The following is an 18,670-nucleotide window of genomic DNA, read 5'->3' on the forward strand; positions in this document are numbered from 1 at the left end:
ACTTCATCACATCCTTCGGCACCTTGCGACCATTGGCATCAAACTGATCCCCCTGGTCATAGCACCGCATGACCGGAAACTGCGTCCGATAAATCATGCACAACTCATCCGCTAAAACACCCAACGACAACGCCGCAATCGCATCGATCGATTTCAGCGTTGACACTGGAATTGTCGAGTTTCGGGTGACCCTTGAGACCAATAGACACATGATTCCATTCTAAGAATGTAGGCATCGGAATTGAGGTGAGTACGCCCTGGCTATTTAGTCGTTCCCATATTCCGCCAAATCGTAAGGCGCAGGATCATCAACTGTTAGGTACTCCTCGTTCAAGTCGGAGAGCTCGATCAGCTCGTACCTATCGAGCGTCAAGAAGCAATAGCTGCAGTAGAAATGATCCGGATAAAAGGAAACTTCGACGACGGGACCCTCGCTTTCCCAGACAACCTCCCTCCCTATTTCGTCATCTGCTCCCACGCTTCCTACATGCCCGCAAACTGGACAAATCGCCTCTGCGACATGGGTGAAGATCGGAGTGGGGCGGGCTCGCTGCTGTAGACCTGAAACTCCAGCCGTCGTCATGGCCCCCGCCTTAATCCGCCGCAGACGTGTCTCAGCTGCTGTAATTCGAGCCTCAAACTCCTCGGCGATCAACCGCTCATTTCTCTCCAACTCCGTTGCTATTTTCGCAGCACAACTGTAATCAACGAGGTCTTCAAACGAACGGTCGCGTGAGGTTAAGAGGATGTTCATTAATGACCAAAACTTCGGCCACCAAACCTTGTCTGGGAGACGAACTATGTCCATCCCGGGGCCGTGCAGATAATCGTTACGCGCAGAAGCAACCTTCTTGGCCTCACCAACATTGAATGGCCTAAAGTTTTTCGAGCAACGATCGAAGATTGTTTTGGCCGGCGCAGTCACTGGCCTCGACGCCTCTTTAAGGTTCAGGGCGTACAGGAGTTGATTGCCACCGTCATTTACCGGATCTACGACCAGAGCAGGTGAGATCTCTGCGAGAGCCCACTTCGCTGTTTGCTCTAGCGCGAACGACGCCCACAGGCGTCGTTCATCTTCACTCCTGTTTTCAGTTGGCTCGGTCGCTCGATTTAGGAATAGGACGGCTTTATTCCAGAATCCTTCAGGTGTGAACGGGTTCATGTTTAGTCTTTCGCATTGCAGATCGGAAGAGAACTCTCTCCGAATCGTGATTTTCGACTCTTGATCGACCGTGTAGAACAACCCCATTGCGGATAAGCAGGACTGTGTTTGGGACATCCCATTGAAAAGCGAACACCTCTTCGTCCGGAGGATTCGAGAAGCGCTCGCACAGCAGCTGTGAAAAATGATCTAAGGGTCTCATGCAGACCGGATCGAATCGATACATCCCATCGCTGTTGCAAGCGGGAGCTAACCGAATGTCTTTCCCGTCCGTGATCGAGAATATCCCTCGCTTTTCGTTAGGAGGCACACGACGGGGCCGCCAAATGCGCGTCGGTACATCGCTAGATTGTTCTGACCACAGAAGCACTACATTTGGGGGCTCTTCCAAATGCGCTCCGTCAGTGTGCAGTGGTTGCTGCCCTAACCCGTATCGGGAACTAAGGGAGTTCGGATGCGCCTCAGCCTGTGGGGACGGTCGCAGAGTATCGATCACTCCTTGCCCTCGACGGTTCGGTGTCAGCTCAAAACCGGCAAGCCCGGCCTGTGTGCACAGGTAATACTGCATATTCCTAATTTGCTCGCCGTCTAGAGTGACAGCGCTCCACCCCCTTGACTCGGATTCTTCCAACAACTCCAGCAAGGAAAAACGAGCTAGCACCCGGTCAATAACTTTCTTGGGATTGCGTCCCTCATTGGCAGCACTCATTCTCGGACCATCCCCTCAAACCGCGCGTACGCCTCCCGCATATCAGCTTCCCGGTCCAGCTGCCTAAACGGATACTCAAAGACGTACTCCACACCCGACTGCGGATGCACCCACGTCCGATCCGCCGCCGACAACTCCTCACCGTCGCGCAATTTAGCCTGTAACTTCATCACATCCTTCGGCACCTTGCGACCATTCGCATCAAACCGATCCTCCTGGTCATAGCGCCGCATCACCGGAAACTGGGTCCGATAAATCATGCACAGCTCATCCGCCGAAACCCCCAACGACAACGCCACAATCGCATCAATCTCCACCTGCGCGGCACGACGCTCCTCATCCTTTCGCAAAGGCTTATCGACGTCCCAAGGCTCCCCCATAACCTCCTCCCACAAAGGCGCATATGCCTCGGTGAGGCAGTTGAGCCGGAGGTAGAGGTTCCGAGCCTGTTTGATCAGCGGGCTTTCGGCGGGGAGAGGAATCGTCCGAATGATCGCATTCGGGATATGAGCGGAACCAGCGGAGCGAACAACGTAGTCAGCCAGCACTGAACTCATCACTGTCCCAGCTGAAGCTGTCCGTTCGTTCGTCTTCGCTGCGCATGAGTTCACCGCGTGTACGTGGGCAGCCCCTGGAGGAATCAAAGCTGGATACAGGGTCCGATAACCGGTAGTTGCCGCCATTTCCCGCCAAGCAACCCGAAAATGACTTTTCGCTGATTTCATCTCCTCACCGAACTGGAGCGTCGGGTAATCGGAATCGTAATTCGGCTGGTTACCTCGGTCCGGCTGGTACGCAGTAGCCGGAATGAAGTCGGCGGGCATTGCCTCGAGGTCAATCTCAGACCAGTCCTGATTGTGCTTCAGCGTGGGGTTCGGTTGCTTGATCATTGGTGTCGATACGCCGAGGTGCGGTCCCTGGAGAATGACATCGTCCCATGAATCTGGGTGCGCCCACCCCGTGTCGAAGTAGCCTGCTTTCTTATCGGTGGTTTCGTTCCAACCACCGGAGAATTGTAGACCGAGGTCACGAATGCGAGGAGCGGCTGCAAGCTTCTCGAGCACTGCCGCGGCTTCACTGTTGACCGTGTAGACCATGCGGGATTCGATGGCGGGGACCGATTCGTCCTCAAGAATGGAGTGCCACACCTCGAGCGCCTTGAGATCTACCGTTTGGATGCGGTCGCGGTGTGGTCGTAAATCCCAGTTACCGTTGTCGTCTTTCAGACCAGGTAGATTTCCAGACCCATCGTGGAGGAGAGACTCTTGGACGGTGGAGGGGTGGTACAACGAGGCGGCGTGGTCAAAGCTCACCATACCTTGCTGTGACCCGTAAACGTGTACGCCGTACGCAACTAGATGGTGAACGTCGAACAGAGCCAGTTCGTTGATGAACTGCCAGTGGCGCCGCAATCGCAAGTACGCACCGCGACGCAGAGGCGCAGCCTTCTTCTCGGTGAAGTGGGACTCGGGGTGGATGAGTGAGGTGACGCCATCCGCCGACGTGTTACCCCACGTGCGTTCCATGAATCCGCGATACAGATCGGGGCGCTGGTTCTTCAGATGAGGGAAATCGGGGACATTTCCTAACACGGCTGCGGTTGCAACTGTTTCGCTGGCACCCGAGAACACCTGCTGCCGGATACGCGAATCGGTATTCAATCCTTCTCGGCGCGCATTCTTTTCAGGTTGCGTCGGTTTGTGCGCGAGCGTGAACCAAGGATCCAACTCCGCGTACAGATCGTCCATCTTCACATCAGGCCGTACCCACGGCGGGTTGCCCACCTGGAGGTCGAAGCCGCCGCGTGCGAAGACGGCGGCGAAGTCAAGGTCCCAGTGGAAGAAGCCCTGTTCGGCGGCAACCTGCTGGGCAACTTTCAGCCACGGGTGGTGCCCAAGCACGGTCTCCATGGCGCGGGCGCCGGAGAGACCAAGTTCGGTGCGCTCAAGTTGCACCAACTCGTCCCAGTCCGTGGCGCGGCCAAGTTGGGTTTGGGACGCGTCGCGGGAGGTGATTTCGGTGCCGATGACGTCGGTAAGCGTGGCAAGCCACTCGTCAAGGTCGGGAAGTGCGTCCACCTCGGTGAGCGGCCAGAACGTCAGCGCGTTCCACGCGTCCATGATCAGGCGGAGACGCAGGTAGGCACCTTCTGTGTCGTGGAGCAGCTCGCGTTCGATCTGTTCACGGCGCACGTTCTTGGCGGTGTGTTCGGTGTCGCGGCCCCAGATGTCGATGTCGCGGCGGATCTGCTCCTCCGCGATACGCATCTTGGACAGCGTGATGGCCCACAGGGATTCCACGCGTGCTGCGAGGTTGGTCAGTTTTTTCGCCTGTTCCTTGGTGGGCGCCTTGCCGGTGACGGACTTCTTCCACATCTTCATGGCCTTGACCTCGTCGGCGGCCAGCTTCTTCAGGTCCTTCGCGTCCGCCGCGGCACCCCAAGTGGAGGAGGGGAGGAGGAACTGGTGGATGCGGCCGGCGGCGGTGGCGTCGCGAGTCTCGCCGGCGTCGATAGCCTCGGCGAGGTTCTGCACCGGTTCCCGGCGCGGCACGGCGGTGAGCCACTCGCGCTTCTTCAACTGCGCGGGGGAGTATGTGGAGCGCAGCGCGCCGATGAGCGAGTTGCCGCGGCGCAGGTGCAGGCCGAACCACGGGGCCTTGAGCTGGCTGGTCATGGTGTCCAGCCAGAGGGAAATCTCGGCGAGCTCCACCGCGGTGGGGTTTAAGTCCACGCCGTAGACCTGGTGCAGTGCGATGTGTGCCTTGATCTTCTGTAGTTCGACGGTGCGTTGCTCGGGCTCAACCTGCTGGTCGAGTTCGTCTTCACGCAGCTTGAGGTAGAGCTCCGCCAGCTGGCGCACGGCCTCCACAGCGAAGGCACCGGAGCCCATGGCGGGCTCGCAAATCGTGAGGCTGAGCACGTCGTCAGCGGTCTGGATGCGGCCTTCCTCCTGCAGCACCTCGATCGCCTGGCCGACGGTGAACTCAGTGAGCACCTGTGGAGTGTAGAAGGAGGCGGAACGCTCCCGGTCGCGGCTGGACTGGCGGAACACGAACGAACCGGCGGGGTGCAGGCGACGGGGTTTGGCGGTACCGCCTTCCTCCATCTGCTTCGTCTCCATAACGAAGCTGTCTTGCGGGACCGTGTCGGCGGCGTGGGTGGGTAGGACCCAGGAGCCCTTGGAGGCGTCACCTTTTGGTGCGACCTCGTAGAGGTTCTCTTGGGCGATGAAGCCGTGGTAGGACATCAGGCCCTCGTAGACCTGGCCGAGTTCGGTCACGCCGAGGGTGGCGTAGGAGATGAACCCGCGGTCCCTGCCAGCAGAGACTTTGGACAAAAGCAGGTTCTGCAGGACGTGGGTGAGGGCTTCGTTGGAGAGCTTGACTTCGTCGATAAGCGAGGTTGCCTCGCGCTTGAACAGGTCGGCCTCGAGGTTGCGGAAGGTCAGGCCCTCGTTTTGAGCCTCCTGGTCGGCGGTGGGGGAGTCCAGCGGGTCGTGGCCCTCGTTGACCTGGGTGAACAACAGCTGCAGCGAGTCGTAAAGGTGCGTGCCGCGGCGGGCCTTGTCGGTCACCGGGGGAGTGAGGATCTGATCGCGCAGACGGTCCAGGCCGTAGCCGTCGACGTACTCCGGCGTGCCCGTGGGCAGGATCGCCAGTTCCGGGGAAGCCTCTGCGAACAGCAGGAACAGGATGCGGTAGAGGTAGCGCAGGGACTGATGCGCCAACTCGTTGCCGTCCACGCCCTCGATGGGCAGGTGTTGCTCGCGGCGGCGATCTAGCACGTCGTTGCCGATGATCTCGATGGATTCGCGCACCGCATCGCGCAGGTCGCCGGAGACCTTCACCGCGTGCTGCTGGGATTCCTCGCGGGTCTTTGCCCACCACGTGGTGCCGTCGGCGGCGCGCTCCAGGTTCTCCCGCGCCAGGATGACGGCGACGCGCTCGAGCTCGCCGGCCTTCTTCGTGTCGTTACGCTCGGCAACGAGCTGCAGATTGATGGCCAGGTAACGGCCCAGCGGCCAAGACTCGCGCTCTGCGAGCATCACCCAGGGGCCAGCAAGCGTGACGACGTACTCCGGTGGCTCAGCTGCCAAGAACAGATCACCGACGAGTTTGGACACCTTAGTGGTCTGCGGGTCCTTGCCCTGTTGAGCGACGGTGACAGACAGCGAGGTGAGGTCGTCCTCGGTCTCCGCCGGCTCGTCCGCTGCGATGACGGCGAGGGTGCCGGCGTTGCCCAGCCAGCCGGTGTAGTGGAATGTGTCCCCGGCGCGGGTGTAGTGCTGCTCGGTTGGGTTTCCGTAGCCGAAGGCCTGGTGGATGAGACGGACGGTCGTATCTCGGTCAGTCTCGGTGGCAAAGGCGGTCTGCAGCTCTCCACGGTGCTGCTGGAGACGCTTGATGGGGGAGAGGGTGCCGGTCTCCTTCTCCAGCGCCGCCCACTCCTTCGTGCGGGCCTTCACACGTTTAGTAAAGGACTCGCCTTTGGTTTCATCGGTGGTGAAGTAGTGGTCGCTGATCCACTCGTCGACATTGATGATTGAGTCGTAGGTAGCCATGGTTAGCGCTCCTGGTTCTGGGGTAAGACAAGGACGAGGGGGCGGACGAGTTCGCGGTCCGGTTCGAGAGAGGTGATGAGCGACTTCTCTTCCTGGATCAGCTTCTCTGGACGCCCGGCGCGCAAGACGAGTTGGCTGTCGTCCTTGGCGTGCTGCCAGCGGTCGGCGCGGTCAATCCAATAGTCGATGCGCTCGTGCGCATGTCTGCGGGCGGCGGCCATCATCGGCTGAAGCTGGTCGCTCGCGGCCCGGACCGACTGGGCGACGAGGTCTTGTGTGTCCTCCGGCAGGCTAAGCGTGCCCGGGTTAATGGCGTTTTCGGTCAACCCAATGCTGCGGAGCCACTCGATGGGGTCCTCAATGGTCTGCGGAAGCATGCCGCCGGCAACGGTGACGAAGGCTCGGGAGACCACCTGGCCGCGTTTATTGGTCAGTGTGGCCATAAGCAGGACAGTCGGCATGGACACGTCGCCCTCGATAGCGGTGATCTGCCCTGCGGAAAGCGACGCCAGCGCGCGGTCCGCCGCCCAGTCCGTCACCGGGTGCAGGGGACCCAAGAAGTGGGCCTTGGGCCAGGTGGAGCCGTCGTCGCCGGTGCGGGCCTTGCGGAGGATTTCGTCACCCACCGCGTGGTTCGTGGCCAGCTGGAAGTGCTCACGCACCTTGCGATCCGCAAGATAGTCCTGTGGCAGCACTTCCAAGCGTCGGCGCAGGTCCTCTGGCGGCTCGAGCTCAGCCACACCGTTGGGGTGGAGCTGGAACTGCACGCCGCCTGCTGCAAGCGACTTCTCCGGGGCGGCGTGGAATGCCTCGTTCAACGCGTCCTCCAGGTACGCGATCTCGGAGGGGTAGAGGCCTTGGTTATCAGTCGGAGTAGCGGTGGTCGCCGGGGCGGTAGCAGCGGGTTCGTCGTCAATCTCCGGCTCGAAGCCCGACATCCAGAAGTCGATGAGGTCGGCCTCGGTCTGCGCCTGCGCGCTGGCGATCTGGTCCGGCGTCTTCACAACGTCATCGAACTGCACCTGGTTCTGGATCACCCGGCGGATCTCGTCCTCCTCGCCGGAGATGGAATGCTTGCCGATGAGCGAGCCGACGTCGCCAAGCAACGCATGCGCCTCGTTCTCACGATTGATCAACTTGGACAGCACGTGCAATTCGCCCACGTAGCCGCCCTGCTTCGTATCCAGCAGGAGCGCTGCGATCTGTGGCGGTTCGGTCTGGCCGTAGCGGTCTACGCGGCCGTTGCGCTGCTGGATGCGGATCAGCGACCACGGAATGTCGTAATGCACCAGGTTGTGGCACAGCGTGTGCAGGTTCACGCCCTCCGACGCCACGTCTCCCGTGACCAGGATGCGGAGTTTGGAATCGGTGCGCTTGAATTCGTCGACAAGCCGCATCTGCTCCTCATCCGACAGCCCACCGTGCATGACCTCCACGGCACCGACCGGCATCTTTAGGTCCTTGGTCAGATTCTCTTTGAGCCAATGCAACGTAGCCACACGCTCCGAGAACACCACGGCGCGGGTCTTCTTGCCCTTGCCCACATTGATGTCCTGCAGGTAGTTCACCAGTGCGGCGTACTTGTTGGAGTTCTGACGCGTGATCTTCGCGTTAAGTGCTTGGAGGCGCTCGAGGGCCTGGCGCTGGTTCGTGTCCGACTCGGGAACGCGCTTGAGACGGTTCTCAATCGTCTCGCCCAGCGCGGCAGGGGAGGAGAGGAACGCCTTGACCAACGTCCACGGGAACAGGCGATCCTTCGCCGGGTTCTGCTTCGCCTGGATCCAGGTCGCATCGAGCTCGGCTGCCACGGCATTTTCTTCGGCGGACGCCTCCACGGGCACGTTGATCGGATCCTTGCGCTCTGCCCATTTCTCGCCAACCACACTGGCCACCTCGTCGCTATGACGGTGGCGACGGATGAGAAGACGGGAGACGGCCTCGGCGTCGATCGTGCCGTCGGGCATCACGGAGGTCGGATCCAGCAGACGCAGGATCTCCTTGAAACTCTCCGGGTCACCATTGTGCGGTGTTGCCGAGGCCAGCAGCAGCGCCTCGGTGGTGGGGGCGAGGGTCCGGGCGAGCTCGTTGTTCTGGGTGCCCACGTTGGTGGCGTTATGGATCTCGTCGATCACCACCGCGTCCCAACGCACCTTCTCCAACATCGCGCGGTACTTGCCGCTTTTGAGCGTGTCCATCGAGACGATCACGCGCGGGAAATACGTGAACGGGTTCCGGCTTGCCGGAAGGATGCGTTGCACCCGCTGAATACCGGCCGAGTCCAACCTGACCAGCGGGATAGCAAAACGCGACCACATCTCCTGCTGGAACTGCTCCATGATGTGCTTCGGGGTGACCACCAAAATGCGCTCACCACGCCCGCGCCTAATGAGCTCAGAGAGAATCATGCCGATCTCCAGTGTCTTACCCAGACCCACGGCATCGGCGATGAGGACACGGGGGCGCAAGTTGTCGTCGCTAAGCGCCTTGCGTACCGCAGAAAGCTGATAATCCAACGGATCCATCAACATGCCCTCCGCCACCGACAGGCGTTCCTGATACAGCGGCACCGGGGTCTGACGCAGCGTGGTCTCCAACCACAGGCGCGTCGTGCGGTAACCGGGGGAGTGGTCAGCGACGACCTCTACCTTGGCGGGGTCGAACACTTCCACGTCGTCGAGCGCGGTGTAGAAACTCGCCGTGGTGTCGCGAACGTAATCCGATAGGCCGCGGACCTTGAGCAGGTACCCGTCCACGGACTGCGTCACGCTCGTGATCAGCCATAACTCGTCGCGGACCTTGACCATGAGGCCGGGCGCGAAGGTCTGGTCGTTGCGCTGGGATTCGGTGGTGTCCTGTGCGGGCGAAGACATACGTAGCAGCGTATCCGGCCCGCGCGAGACAGGGGGAGGTTGGGCGTGCGGGTGTTCGATGAAGGCGCGTGGCCTGCTCCCCCCTTACAACGCAATTGCCTATGAACCGGATTCGAAGGGGGTTAGGCGCTTCGCTCTTTGAAGTACAAGATCCGGGCGTCTCTTCACCTCCGTTATCGGAGCGCATTCTGTGCTCGGTCCGAGATCTCCGGTTACCCACCATTGCTGAACCGCTTGGGCGACAGGTTCCCGTCCCGCGAACTTATCGATGAGCACCTCATTTACATTCCCCACATTGGGGTCAACATCGCTGAGATCCGTATTGAACTGAAAGGTCGGATAGTATTTCGTTTCTCCAGTCTCGTGGAGAAATACCCCCTTGTTCTTTACCAAATACCTAAGCAAATCTTTTCTTCCTCGCTCGTCGCGTTCAGGGTGAAAAGTTTCCAAGAGCTTTGGTTGGGTTATGCACTCAATCTGGTTAATGTGGTCAATCACCTTATAATCGTGCAGGTCGGGCTCATAATTTCTGCGCCAGATCAGCTCCTCATCCCAACCCTCGGGAAACCCCATCGCAACTAGGGGGATGCCGGATCTCCGCACAAAGCTCTGCAACAGGTTAACCATTTCTTCCGACCAGGAAGAACCCGGGTAGATTCGCGCGAAGAGGAACCTCATAGCAGCAATAGTCTTATAGGGCTTATGAGGAAGACCTTTCAAATGGGAAAGCTCCTGGATATGATCTCTCGGTTCGGCCAGTGAGGTATCGAAGACCTTATTCCAGACTCGCCCATAGTGTGCACATACGTTGCTGCCCAAACAGGAAGGTGAGGACCATATTTGCGACGGAAGTGCTGAACAAAGTCACTTTGGCTGCGCCGTTCTTCGCGGGAGTAGTCAGCGATCCACCCAATATGTTTCGACTGTTTGATCGATAGCGAGCCCGCTGTCCAAATGGATGAATCTTTACGAAGATAGGCGGGAATTCGGTGCGCAAATGGATGGTAGAACCCGAGGCGATTGCTCAGCTGACTCCTCAGCCACACCTCAATCATTTCGAGGCCCTCTACGAATTTTTTCCTCACCGACTCGTCAAACTTGTAAAGGTCAACGATCTGACCGAACGTTGTTCCGGGCGGGAAATCGTCATCCTGTTTGAAATAGTAGGCGTACCCCGTAAATCGAAAGTAGCCACATTCCCTCAGCATCGATCTGGCTGCGTCGCTGTTTTGAATTACCAAGCCATGGGTCCGGAGCTTTGCAAGCTGATCATCAATGAAAAAAATATGGCTTCGCGTACTTGCTTTGCCGGTAGGCGTTCAGCACTTCATCATCCATATAAATAAAACTAGCCGCCTCCCCGTACGGAGAGGTCGGCTAGTCGTGATGGGATAGAGAATAGTGTTCGTCCCCCTCTTCCACAACCCATTACCCCCGGGCCACCCCTCGCCTAAACGTTCCCAACTCTTGGACGCTAGGAATCTAAGAGGCTTTTTCAGCCCCCGAATGTTTCACGTGGAACATCACGATGCCGCTGCGGCCAGCGCCCGCGCCACCGCCAAGTCCTCCCACGGCATGCCGACCGTCTTAAACACGATGCGTCGGCTGGTGTCCAGCGCAACATCGCCACGGACCACGTCGGCCATGGACACGACGTCGTCCCACGAGAGTGCGCCTTCCTCGACCGCGATGGCAACGTCGCCGGCCTCGCCCTTGGCGGCGCCGACGTCTTCGACGATCACCTGCGCGCCTGCAAGGACGTCAGTATCAAGCTCGCGCGTGTCGGTGGTGTGGGCGCCGACGGCGAGGACGATGGCGCCGTCGCGAAGATGCTCGGCGCTCAGGATCGGAGAAGGGGAGGAGGTTGCGGTGACCACGAGTTCAGCGCCGGCCACCGCCTCGTCGGCAGCGGACGTGCCCGCCTCAGCCCAGGGATAGGCAAAACCGTCCGGGCGAGTCCGGGAGACGAACGTGCAGGAGACGTCGAGGACGTCCTCGAGCGTGGCGGCGTGGCCAAGGCCCTGGGCGCCGGTGCCGAAGATGACGGCGTTTACGGGGTCGTCGAGAAGCGAAAGCACCCCAGCGACGGCGACGGCGGGGGTGCGGAGGGGGGTGAGCGCGGCGGCGTCGATAAGCCACTCCGGCGTGAGCGTTTCGCCGCCCATGAGCAGGTACGAGCCCTGGATCAACGGGACATCCACGGTCGAGCCCGGCGGCTGGATGCCGAGCACCTTCACGCCGACCGCACCGTCGAGCGCCGACGGAAGCAGGTGCATCTCGCCGTGGGGGAGGCCGACCTTTTGGCGCTGCGAGTCAGTCGCGGGGTCGAAGCCGCTGAGCAGCGCGTCGCGCACGGCCTGGACCGCGGCGGCGGGGGAGAGGGTGGCCATTGCTTCGTCGTAGTCCACGTAGCGCATGGCGGCCAGTGTAGAGGAGTTACACGGCTCCATCTCGGGATGGCCGATCCCACAACGGAGCTAACTGTGGCAGTGAGAGCGCCCAGTCCAGGGATACACGCTCCTGTTCGAGCCGTTTGTTCCCTGATGCGATCAAGAACCGCCGTGCACGTTCCTCCTCCTCGGTGAGGCGGGGGAGCACGCGTGCAGTATCCCCTGGGTCAGCGACTGCGAGGTGGAGGAACCTCTGCACGGTGTCAATGTCCATCGCTGCGCTGACTACCGAAACGGAGCACCCGTCGGCAGACAAACGGGTACGCACAGTGTTCAAGATGGCGTAGCCGTCCGCGTCCGCATCGCCCCAGTACACAATCTGCCGCGCTTGACGGACCCACGGCAGCTCGTGGAGCGCGCCGGCGGTGTACCCCGCACCCCAAACCAGCACCACGTTTGAGCCTTCGGGCGTGTGCGGCAGTGCGAGGAACGTCTCCTTGTTCTCGACGACGAGCACCCTAAGGTCATCCGGGAGCGCAAGCGAGCCAAAGGGAACGGACACATCGACAAGCCCTGGCGCCGGTGCCAACGAAAAATCCAAGAACCGTACCCTCATCATGCGGTCGCCCTCGGCGAGCCCGAGGTCGTTCACCCCAAGGAGCCGTTGCAGCAATCTCCGGTGCGTGGCGATCCACTTCGTGTCCAGACCTTCGATAGGCACCGCACGCGGACGCAGGCCGGATTGTGGTTTCACGTGAAACCAATGCAATGCGAGGCAAAGTCGGTTGAAATCTTCCGCTGAAAGCGCAATCCACGCTGAATTGGTGCGAGCAGCACGCTCCCGGAACTCCGAACTGTCGGGAAACAGCTGAATCAGACGCGCAAACCTTTCGCGAGCCAGGGCAACTTCCCCAGCACGCCCGACCACCTCTGCTACGCGATCCCATCCGGACAACATCAGTCGCACCGGCACGTCGTGTTTGCCCAAGCCCGCCCAGGAACGCGTAGCCCACTCCACCTCACCTGCGGGTTCCCATGCTTGCCAGGTGCGGACGAATTCGCGGGCGCGGGTTTCGTCGTCAAGCACCTGCGCACGAGTCGGGGGTTTCAGAGGAATGGACACCTCGACGGGTTCGTCGAGGAGCAACTGCTCCATATTGAGCTTGAGAGGTAACTGGTCAGGCAGGCGCATAGGTTTCAATGAGCTCGAAGGTGGAACGTGCGACGGGATCCTCGGTGTAGTGGACCACGATGGTGCCGTCGACGTACGGGGAGAGGGTCTTGATCAGCTTCATCGGCGTAGCCAGCACCATGTGGAAGCCGAAGCTTTCAAACACGTCCATAGCGGTGCGGGTGAACACGGGGTCTGCGCGGTCAAAGGCCTCGTCGAGCACCACGGTGGCGTAGCGGGGCACGTCCGCGTCCACGCCCGCAAGGCGGTAGCGCAGTGCCGCGGCGAGGCAGAAGAACACCAGCTTCTGCGCCTGGCCGCCTGACAACGACGCGGAATCCACGTGGGTGTTGTGCACCGTGCCCTCGGCGTCCACCTCGTTGCCCACGAACTTCACATGCCTACGGGTGTCCAGCACGACGTTGCGCCAACTGCGGTCGGCACGCTCGGAGGAGCCGAGGCGGTCCATGATCTTGGCCAGGCGGTGGTAGCGCTCGATGGCGGTCTTCTCGTCCGCCTCGCTCAGGCTGCCGGCGGTCGCTTCGCGCAGGTCCTGCAGGAAGTCACGCACGACGCGGTCTCGGTTGTCGCGGACCTCAATCTGCAGGTAGCGCCCCTCGGTGTACGGGGAGCGGCGCAGCGACGCGTTGATGGGGCCCAGGTTGGTCTCAATGTCGCCCTTCGCGCGCTGCAGCTCCTTGTAAATCGTGTTCAGGTGCATCACGGACTGGCCGTTGAGCAGGTCCAGGAAGCGGCCGCGGAACTCCGGCAGGCGGTCCGAGCGCAGCATCTCCAACCTCGCAATAGCCTCGCCCGCAAACTCGGCCGCGGCCTGCAGCTCCGCAGACTCTGCGGACCACCGGGACTTGTAGTTGGACAGAATGTTCACGATGGCGTTGCTGGACTCCATGATCGTCTTCGCCGCTTGTTTCGCCTGCGCGTCCAGCTGCGCGGTGACCTTGAAGGCGCTGTCGCTTAAGTTCTCCGGGGTCAGGCGGCGCGTGGTGGCCGCCAGCATCGCATCCAGCTGCTCCGCCAGCGCCGGGTCCACCTCCACGTGCTCCGACTCGATCCGCTTCAGCCGCGCCTGATCGTCCTGCAGTGCCCGCGTGGCCACGGCGAGCTCGTCGTGCACGCTGCGCAACTCCTGCTCGGTGGCCTTCAACGTATCGACGGCCTCGCGCCACGCCCGCTCCAACTCCTTCGCTTCAGGCGAGGAGGTCAGCCGTTCAAGCTCGGCGCGCAGGCTCGCCAACTGCTCCTCGACGCTGATGACGTCCACGCTGGCCCACTCCATAGCGTCGATAGCCCGAGCCTTCTCCACGTCGCTGGCCAGCGCCTTTTGCTTACGCTCAACCTCTGTTAGGCGGTTGCCCGCCGCCGTTGTCGCGCGTTTCGCCTCCGCCAGCTCCGCGCGCAGCGCCTCCACCTTGGCATGGTTGGAGGAGCCGAGGCGGTAGTTGCGCCGTTCGCCCAGGCGCTGCCTGTCGTTTTTCACGTACCGGGCGGAGCCAGTCCTATCGGCCGGGTTGCGCTCCAAGCCGTCGATGGTAGCCGCGCGCTTGTCTTGCCGTTCCAGCTCGTCCACGGTGCGCACTAAGGCGTAGTCGAAGGTGGTGGCCAGCATGCGCATCAGCCAGGGGCGCATCGGGTGCTCCACCACGCGCACCTTATGAAACAGGCTGAGCGGGTTCTTCGGTCCGCGCGGCATGTCCACGCCCTCGGGCACGGTGCGGTACTCAAGCCGCATCCCCAAGTGGCGGCCATTGACCCAGCTGCTCACCTCGCGCTCGCGCTCCGCTGGCACCAAAAGAGTCGCGGCAAAACCGCCGAGCAGGCGCTGGATCACCGGTTCCCACTCGGCTTGCTCCGGTAGCACGTCGATGAGCTCACCCACGTACGGCAGCTCACGCACCGTCAGCCCGGTATCCGCACACAGCTGCGCGCGCTTCTCCACGTACCGCCGGTCAAGGTTGGAGGTGCGGTTGCCTAACGACGCCAACTCCGTCTCCACCGACGCCTCCGCGCCGGCAAGCCTCTCGTGCTCGCTTCGGGCCTGAAACCACTTTTCGCGTAGGTGCTCTACCTGCTCCGGCGCGGCCGCCAGCTCCGCCGACGCCTGTGCTTTCAGCTCTGCGAAGCGCTCGGTGTCCAACGCCCCGTCTAACTGCACCAGAGCCGCCAGGTCGCGCACTTTCGCCTTGCGCGCAGCAAGCTCGTGCTCCTCGCGGGCGATGTTGCGCTCGATCTCGCCCAGGCTCTGCCCGGCAACCTGCTCTCTCTGCACCACGGCGCGCTGCACCGCCTCCTGCTGCGCTTCCTTGCGGGCCTCGAGGGATTGCGCCTGCACTTCGAGGGCGGCGAGTTGGGCGGAGCTGACGTCCATACGCTCGCGCAGCTGCTTCGCCTCAATCGCACGTCGCACGTTGGGCAGGGCGGCAGACAACGCGGCATTGTTCTCCTGCGTCACCTGCGCATCCTTGAGCTTGGTGTTCAGCCCCGGCAGGGGAGCGAGCGTCTCAATCTGCTGGTGCACGTCTTCGAGCCGCTCGTACGCCTGGCGCAGGTCCTCGTGCGTGGCCACGGCGTCCTCCGCGACCTGGAACGTGTCCGGTACGTCCAGCATGTAGTTGCGGAACAGCTCGTCCATGCTGGACAGGGACTTCGCGGACTGCGTGCGGTGCAGCAGCATCTGCGCTTCCTCGCTGCCGATACCCAGCTTGGAGCGGAAGCGGTTGGCAAACACGGAGTACTGGTCCGTGAACGTCACGCCGGCAGTTTTGTATTTCGCCTCCAACTTGCGCTTATCCAGGGAGTTCTGCAGCAACGGCACGAACCCGTCCACGTCCACCTCGCTGGGAAAGATGCCGTAGAGCGTTTTCACCTGCGCTTCCTGCTGCTGTCCCGCATTGAGGCGGTAGATTGCGGCGAGCGTGAACGCCTCCTTCCCGGCGCGGTAGGTCAGCGCGACAATGCTGGCTGTCGCTCCGGAGCGCAGGTACTGGCTGCGGATCTCGCCGGTGGCCGGGTCCTCGCTGCGCCGCCACGCGCCGCGGATGTAGGACACGCGGCTGCGCCCCTTGTCACGGCCGGTTTCCTGCTGGGCGGCGGCGTTGAACCGCAGTTTGCCAGGCGGGACTAGTACGGCGGAGAAGGCGTCGATAAGCGTGGACTTGCCCGAGCCGGACGCGCCGGTGATCAAAAACCCACGCTCGCCGACGGGGATGTCGTAGTAGCCGTCGAACGTGCCCCAGTTGACCAGCTGCACGCGCGCAAGACGGAACTGCTCTGTCACTGTTCTTCCCCTTCCTGTGCCAGGCGCAGATACTCCTCGCGCAGCGCGTGGACCGTATCAGCGTCGAAGATGTGGCGCAGCACAGGGGAGACCTCCCAGCGCCCCTCGGTCTCCGTGTCGGTGAGCAGGCTGTACTTGCGGATGGTGTTCACCGCCGCGGTGAAGCGCTTCTTAAACCCGGACTCGTCACGGTTGTCCACCGCACGGACGTAGCTGATGGCGCCATACAACTCATCTTCGCCCACCACGACGCGCTCGCCTGGGGTAGACATGCCCAGCTCGTGGCGCAGCTGCAGCAGGATCGCGGTTTGCAAGTGCGTCAGCGCCTCCGTGCGCAACACCGGCGGCACTTTCACGTCCTCGTTGTCCGGGCGGACGTGGCGAGTGAACGCGATGCCGGCGTCCTCGTCCACAACCAGCTCCAAAAACACATCGTGCAGCCGAGAGCGCAGCGTCTCCGTGTCGGTGGTGATGGCGTGCCAGGTTTCCTTCTTCCGGTCAGCGGTGATGAGCGGACCTTTGAGCAGGTCCACCAGTGCGCGCCGGGTTTCCTCGGACAGGGTGCCCGTGTCGCCCGTCCACAGCGGTTCCGTCATTGCATCTCCTTTACTGCTGCGGCGTCGAAATGCCACCGCGGGACCGTCGCCAAGCGAAGGCTCCCATCGTCTTCCTCGAAGCGCACCTCTTCGCTGCCGTCCTGCCGCACCCCATGCTTCAGGGCCAGGTACACAAGGCCCACCACCGACCCCAGCCCCTGGGAGGCGGGATGGCGCTCGAGCACCTTGCCTATCGACGCCCCTCCGGCCATCCCAACCGTCTCCCCAACTGCCGCGATAAGCTCTTCCAAGTCGATCTCGCTTTCACGTACCGCCTGGTAGAGCGCCTCCGCGTCGCCCTCGCCGGGTTCAAACGCCTCCACCGCAGTGGTGATGACCTCCGCGCCCGGGTCCGCCAGCTTGATCTGCGCCACCGAGGTGATCTGCATCCCGATGCGCTGCAAGGGCGTGTCCATCTTGTGGGTGGCTGCAAGCTCCTCGCGCTCCGCGGCGTCGGCGGCGAGCTTGCGAGTGTCGCGTAAAAGCTCGATCATTCGGCGGTCCTCGGCAAACTGTTCGCTGGCCACGTAGTTGCGTAGGTTGCGGGCCAGACGCGTCATCATGCGGTTAACCTCGTAGCCGGCGTCTTCCATGTCGCGGAACAGCCTGCGGAATTTCGCCCGCTCTTCGTGTGTCATCGCGGTGTTGTCGGCGCGCTCGAGCACCTGCCCAATCCACGTGTCCAACCACGCGCCGCGTTCCGGGTCGACCACCAACGAGTAGAACGCGTTGAAGCTTCTGCCAGCATCGGATTCCCCGATCAAGTCCACGCCGGCGAAGATCTCGTCCAGCACGTCGCCGCGCGAGCCCTCCGGATCCAGCAGTTGGCGGCGCAGCTGCGTATTGAGCGTTTCCAGCTCGTGCCGCACGCGCGCGAAATCGCCAGGGATCGCATTCGCCTGCTCCAGAATGTCGCCCACCCGTTCGTGCACGGTGGCGGGGGAGGGCAGCTCGAATTCCCCGCGCTCGACCTGCTCGATCTCTGCCTCGATGCGGGCGCGTTCGGCCTCGAGGTGCCTCAGGCGGGAGTCGATGTTCGGGTCCGTGTCCCGCGCGAGCGCCTGCAGGGCATTGCTTATCGACGCCACCCGGCTCGCTGTCACCGCCGATCGCGGTGCACTGACACGGTCCATCACCTGCAGCGCGGTGAGCGTTTGCTCGCTTGGTTCAAGCGTCTCACCCGTTTCCCTGGTGCCGGACTTGCGCACCAGCCACCCGGCTTTCACCCAGTCGTTGCAGTACGCCTGGGGTGTTTTCGGGAGCTCGAAGATACCGCGCAACACCGCGAAGTCCTCAGCCATGAGCTGATAGAGCTGCTCCGCAGGTCGGACCTCTGCGCCTCGCGGGAAGTGCTCCGCCACGACCGCGAGTAGCACCGGGGCGTTGTCCGCGTGCAACAAACGGATCGCGGCCGACTGCTCCTTTTCACGCTTATATGTCAGCGCCCGGGCCTGAATGGTCATGCCGGCTATCATCCCATAGCACCCTCCCCCCTGCACCGAAAAACTTTTTTGCTCTAGGTGTAGACACACTGAGGGCGATCGTCTATATCCGCTTTTGGGCCCCTCCGTCCACGGTCCATCCCCCCCCCGAGACCGGTTGAGCACTCACCGACCCCCATTTAGAGTGCGAGTAGGCGGAGGGGATTCCGCTATTCTCAAGCGTTTTTAGGCGCCTAGGGTTAACGGTCAAAATGTCCGCGTCCCCTTTGACCCTTAACCCATCCATTACCCCCTTGGATTGAGAAAACCACGCCGTCACGGCGAACCGGAGAGGACGTGGTGTGCGTAAACCCAAACATAGATGATCTACTGAGCAACCATTGAATCGATACCAAATGCCCGAAGTACCAGTGCAGGTCTTTGGTCTCAGTGTTTCGCAGGGTCAAGTCCCGTGAAGTGGTGTAGCCGTTTGT

The 18,670-nt window shown here is 61.7% G+C and carries 10 protein-coding genes and 1 pseudogene; all 11 read right to left on the reverse strand.

All coding sequences use genetic code 11. The features are described from left to right. Window positions 1–148, reverse strand: a pseudogene (locus HMPREF2690_RS12530) (type II restriction endonuclease subunit M); the annotation flags it as partial. Window positions 149–265: 117 nt separating this feature from the next. Continuing rightward, window positions 266–1,162, reverse strand: coding sequence for a hypothetical protein (locus HMPREF2690_RS02440; RefSeq protein ID WP_141761178.1), 897 nt, complete (start codon window positions 1,160–1,162; stop codon window positions 266–268). A 705-nt stretch (window positions 1,163–1,867) separates the two neighbouring features. Next, window positions 1,868–6,433 (reverse strand): DNA methyltransferase, encoded by a 4,566-nt coding sequence (locus HMPREF2690_RS02445; RefSeq protein ID WP_070820087.1) that lies wholly within the window; start codon window positions 6,431–6,433, stop codon window positions 1,868–1,870. Window positions 6,434–6,435: 2 nt separating this feature from the next. Beyond that, window positions 6,436–9,303 (reverse strand): DEAD/DEAH box helicase, encoded by a 2,868-nt coding sequence (locus HMPREF2690_RS02450; protein WP_070820088.1) that lies wholly within the window; start codon window positions 9,301–9,303, stop codon window positions 6,436–6,438. Between the two features lie 99 nt (window positions 9,304–9,402). Then, entirely contained in the window at window positions 9,403–9,981 is a 579-nt protein-coding gene (locus tag HMPREF2690_RS02455) for a hypothetical protein (RefSeq protein ID WP_070770902.1), read from the reverse strand. Between the two features lie 38 nt (window positions 9,982–10,019). Continuing rightward, complete coding sequence (locus tag HMPREF2690_RS12535; RefSeq protein ID WP_070483257.1) at window positions 10,020–10,511, reverse strand: Abi family protein; 492 nt, start codon at window positions 10,509–10,511, stop codon at window positions 10,020–10,022. A gap of 315 nt (window positions 10,512–10,826) precedes the next feature. After that, window positions 10,827–11,720, reverse strand: a complete 894-nt coding sequence (locus HMPREF2690_RS02465) for an ornithine cyclodeaminase family protein (protein WP_070820089.1) — start codon at window positions 11,718–11,720, stop codon at window positions 10,827–10,829. A 19-nt stretch (window positions 11,721–11,739) separates the two neighbouring features. Beyond that, window positions 11,740–12,885 (reverse strand): DUF3322 domain-containing protein, encoded by a 1,146-nt coding sequence (locus tag HMPREF2690_RS02470; RefSeq protein ID WP_070820090.1) that lies wholly within the window; start codon window positions 12,883–12,885, stop codon window positions 11,740–11,742. Then, window positions 12,872–16,159, reverse strand: coding sequence for an ATP-binding protein (locus HMPREF2690_RS02475; protein ID WP_070820091.1), 3,288 nt, complete (start codon window positions 16,157–16,159; stop codon window positions 12,872–12,874). The genes HMPREF2690_RS02470 and HMPREF2690_RS02475 overlap by 14 nt, the downstream gene beginning before the upstream one ends. Beyond that, window positions 16,156–16,755 carry a DUF4194 domain-containing protein gene (locus HMPREF2690_RS02480; RefSeq protein WP_034996626.1) on the reverse strand — a complete coding sequence of 200 codons (600 nt, stop codon included), beginning with the start codon at window positions 16,753–16,755 and terminating at the stop codon, window positions 16,156–16,158. The genes HMPREF2690_RS02475 and HMPREF2690_RS02480 overlap by 4 nt, the downstream gene beginning before the upstream one ends. Then, the gene (locus HMPREF2690_RS02485; protein ID WP_070820092.1) at window positions 16,752–18,218 is read right to left on the reverse strand and encodes a DUF3375 domain-containing protein; all 1,467 of its coding nucleotides are present in this window, start codon (window positions 18,216–18,218) and stop codon (window positions 16,752–16,754) included. The genes HMPREF2690_RS02480 and HMPREF2690_RS02485 overlap by 4 nt, the downstream gene beginning before the upstream one ends. Window positions 18,219–18,670: the final 452 nt, after the last annotated feature.

The organism is Corynebacterium sp. HMSC034E11 (genome assembly GCF_001835905.1).
GTDB classification, from domain to species: domain Bacteria; phylum Actinomycetota; class Actinomycetes; order Mycobacteriales; family Mycobacteriaceae; genus Corynebacterium; species Corynebacterium coyleae.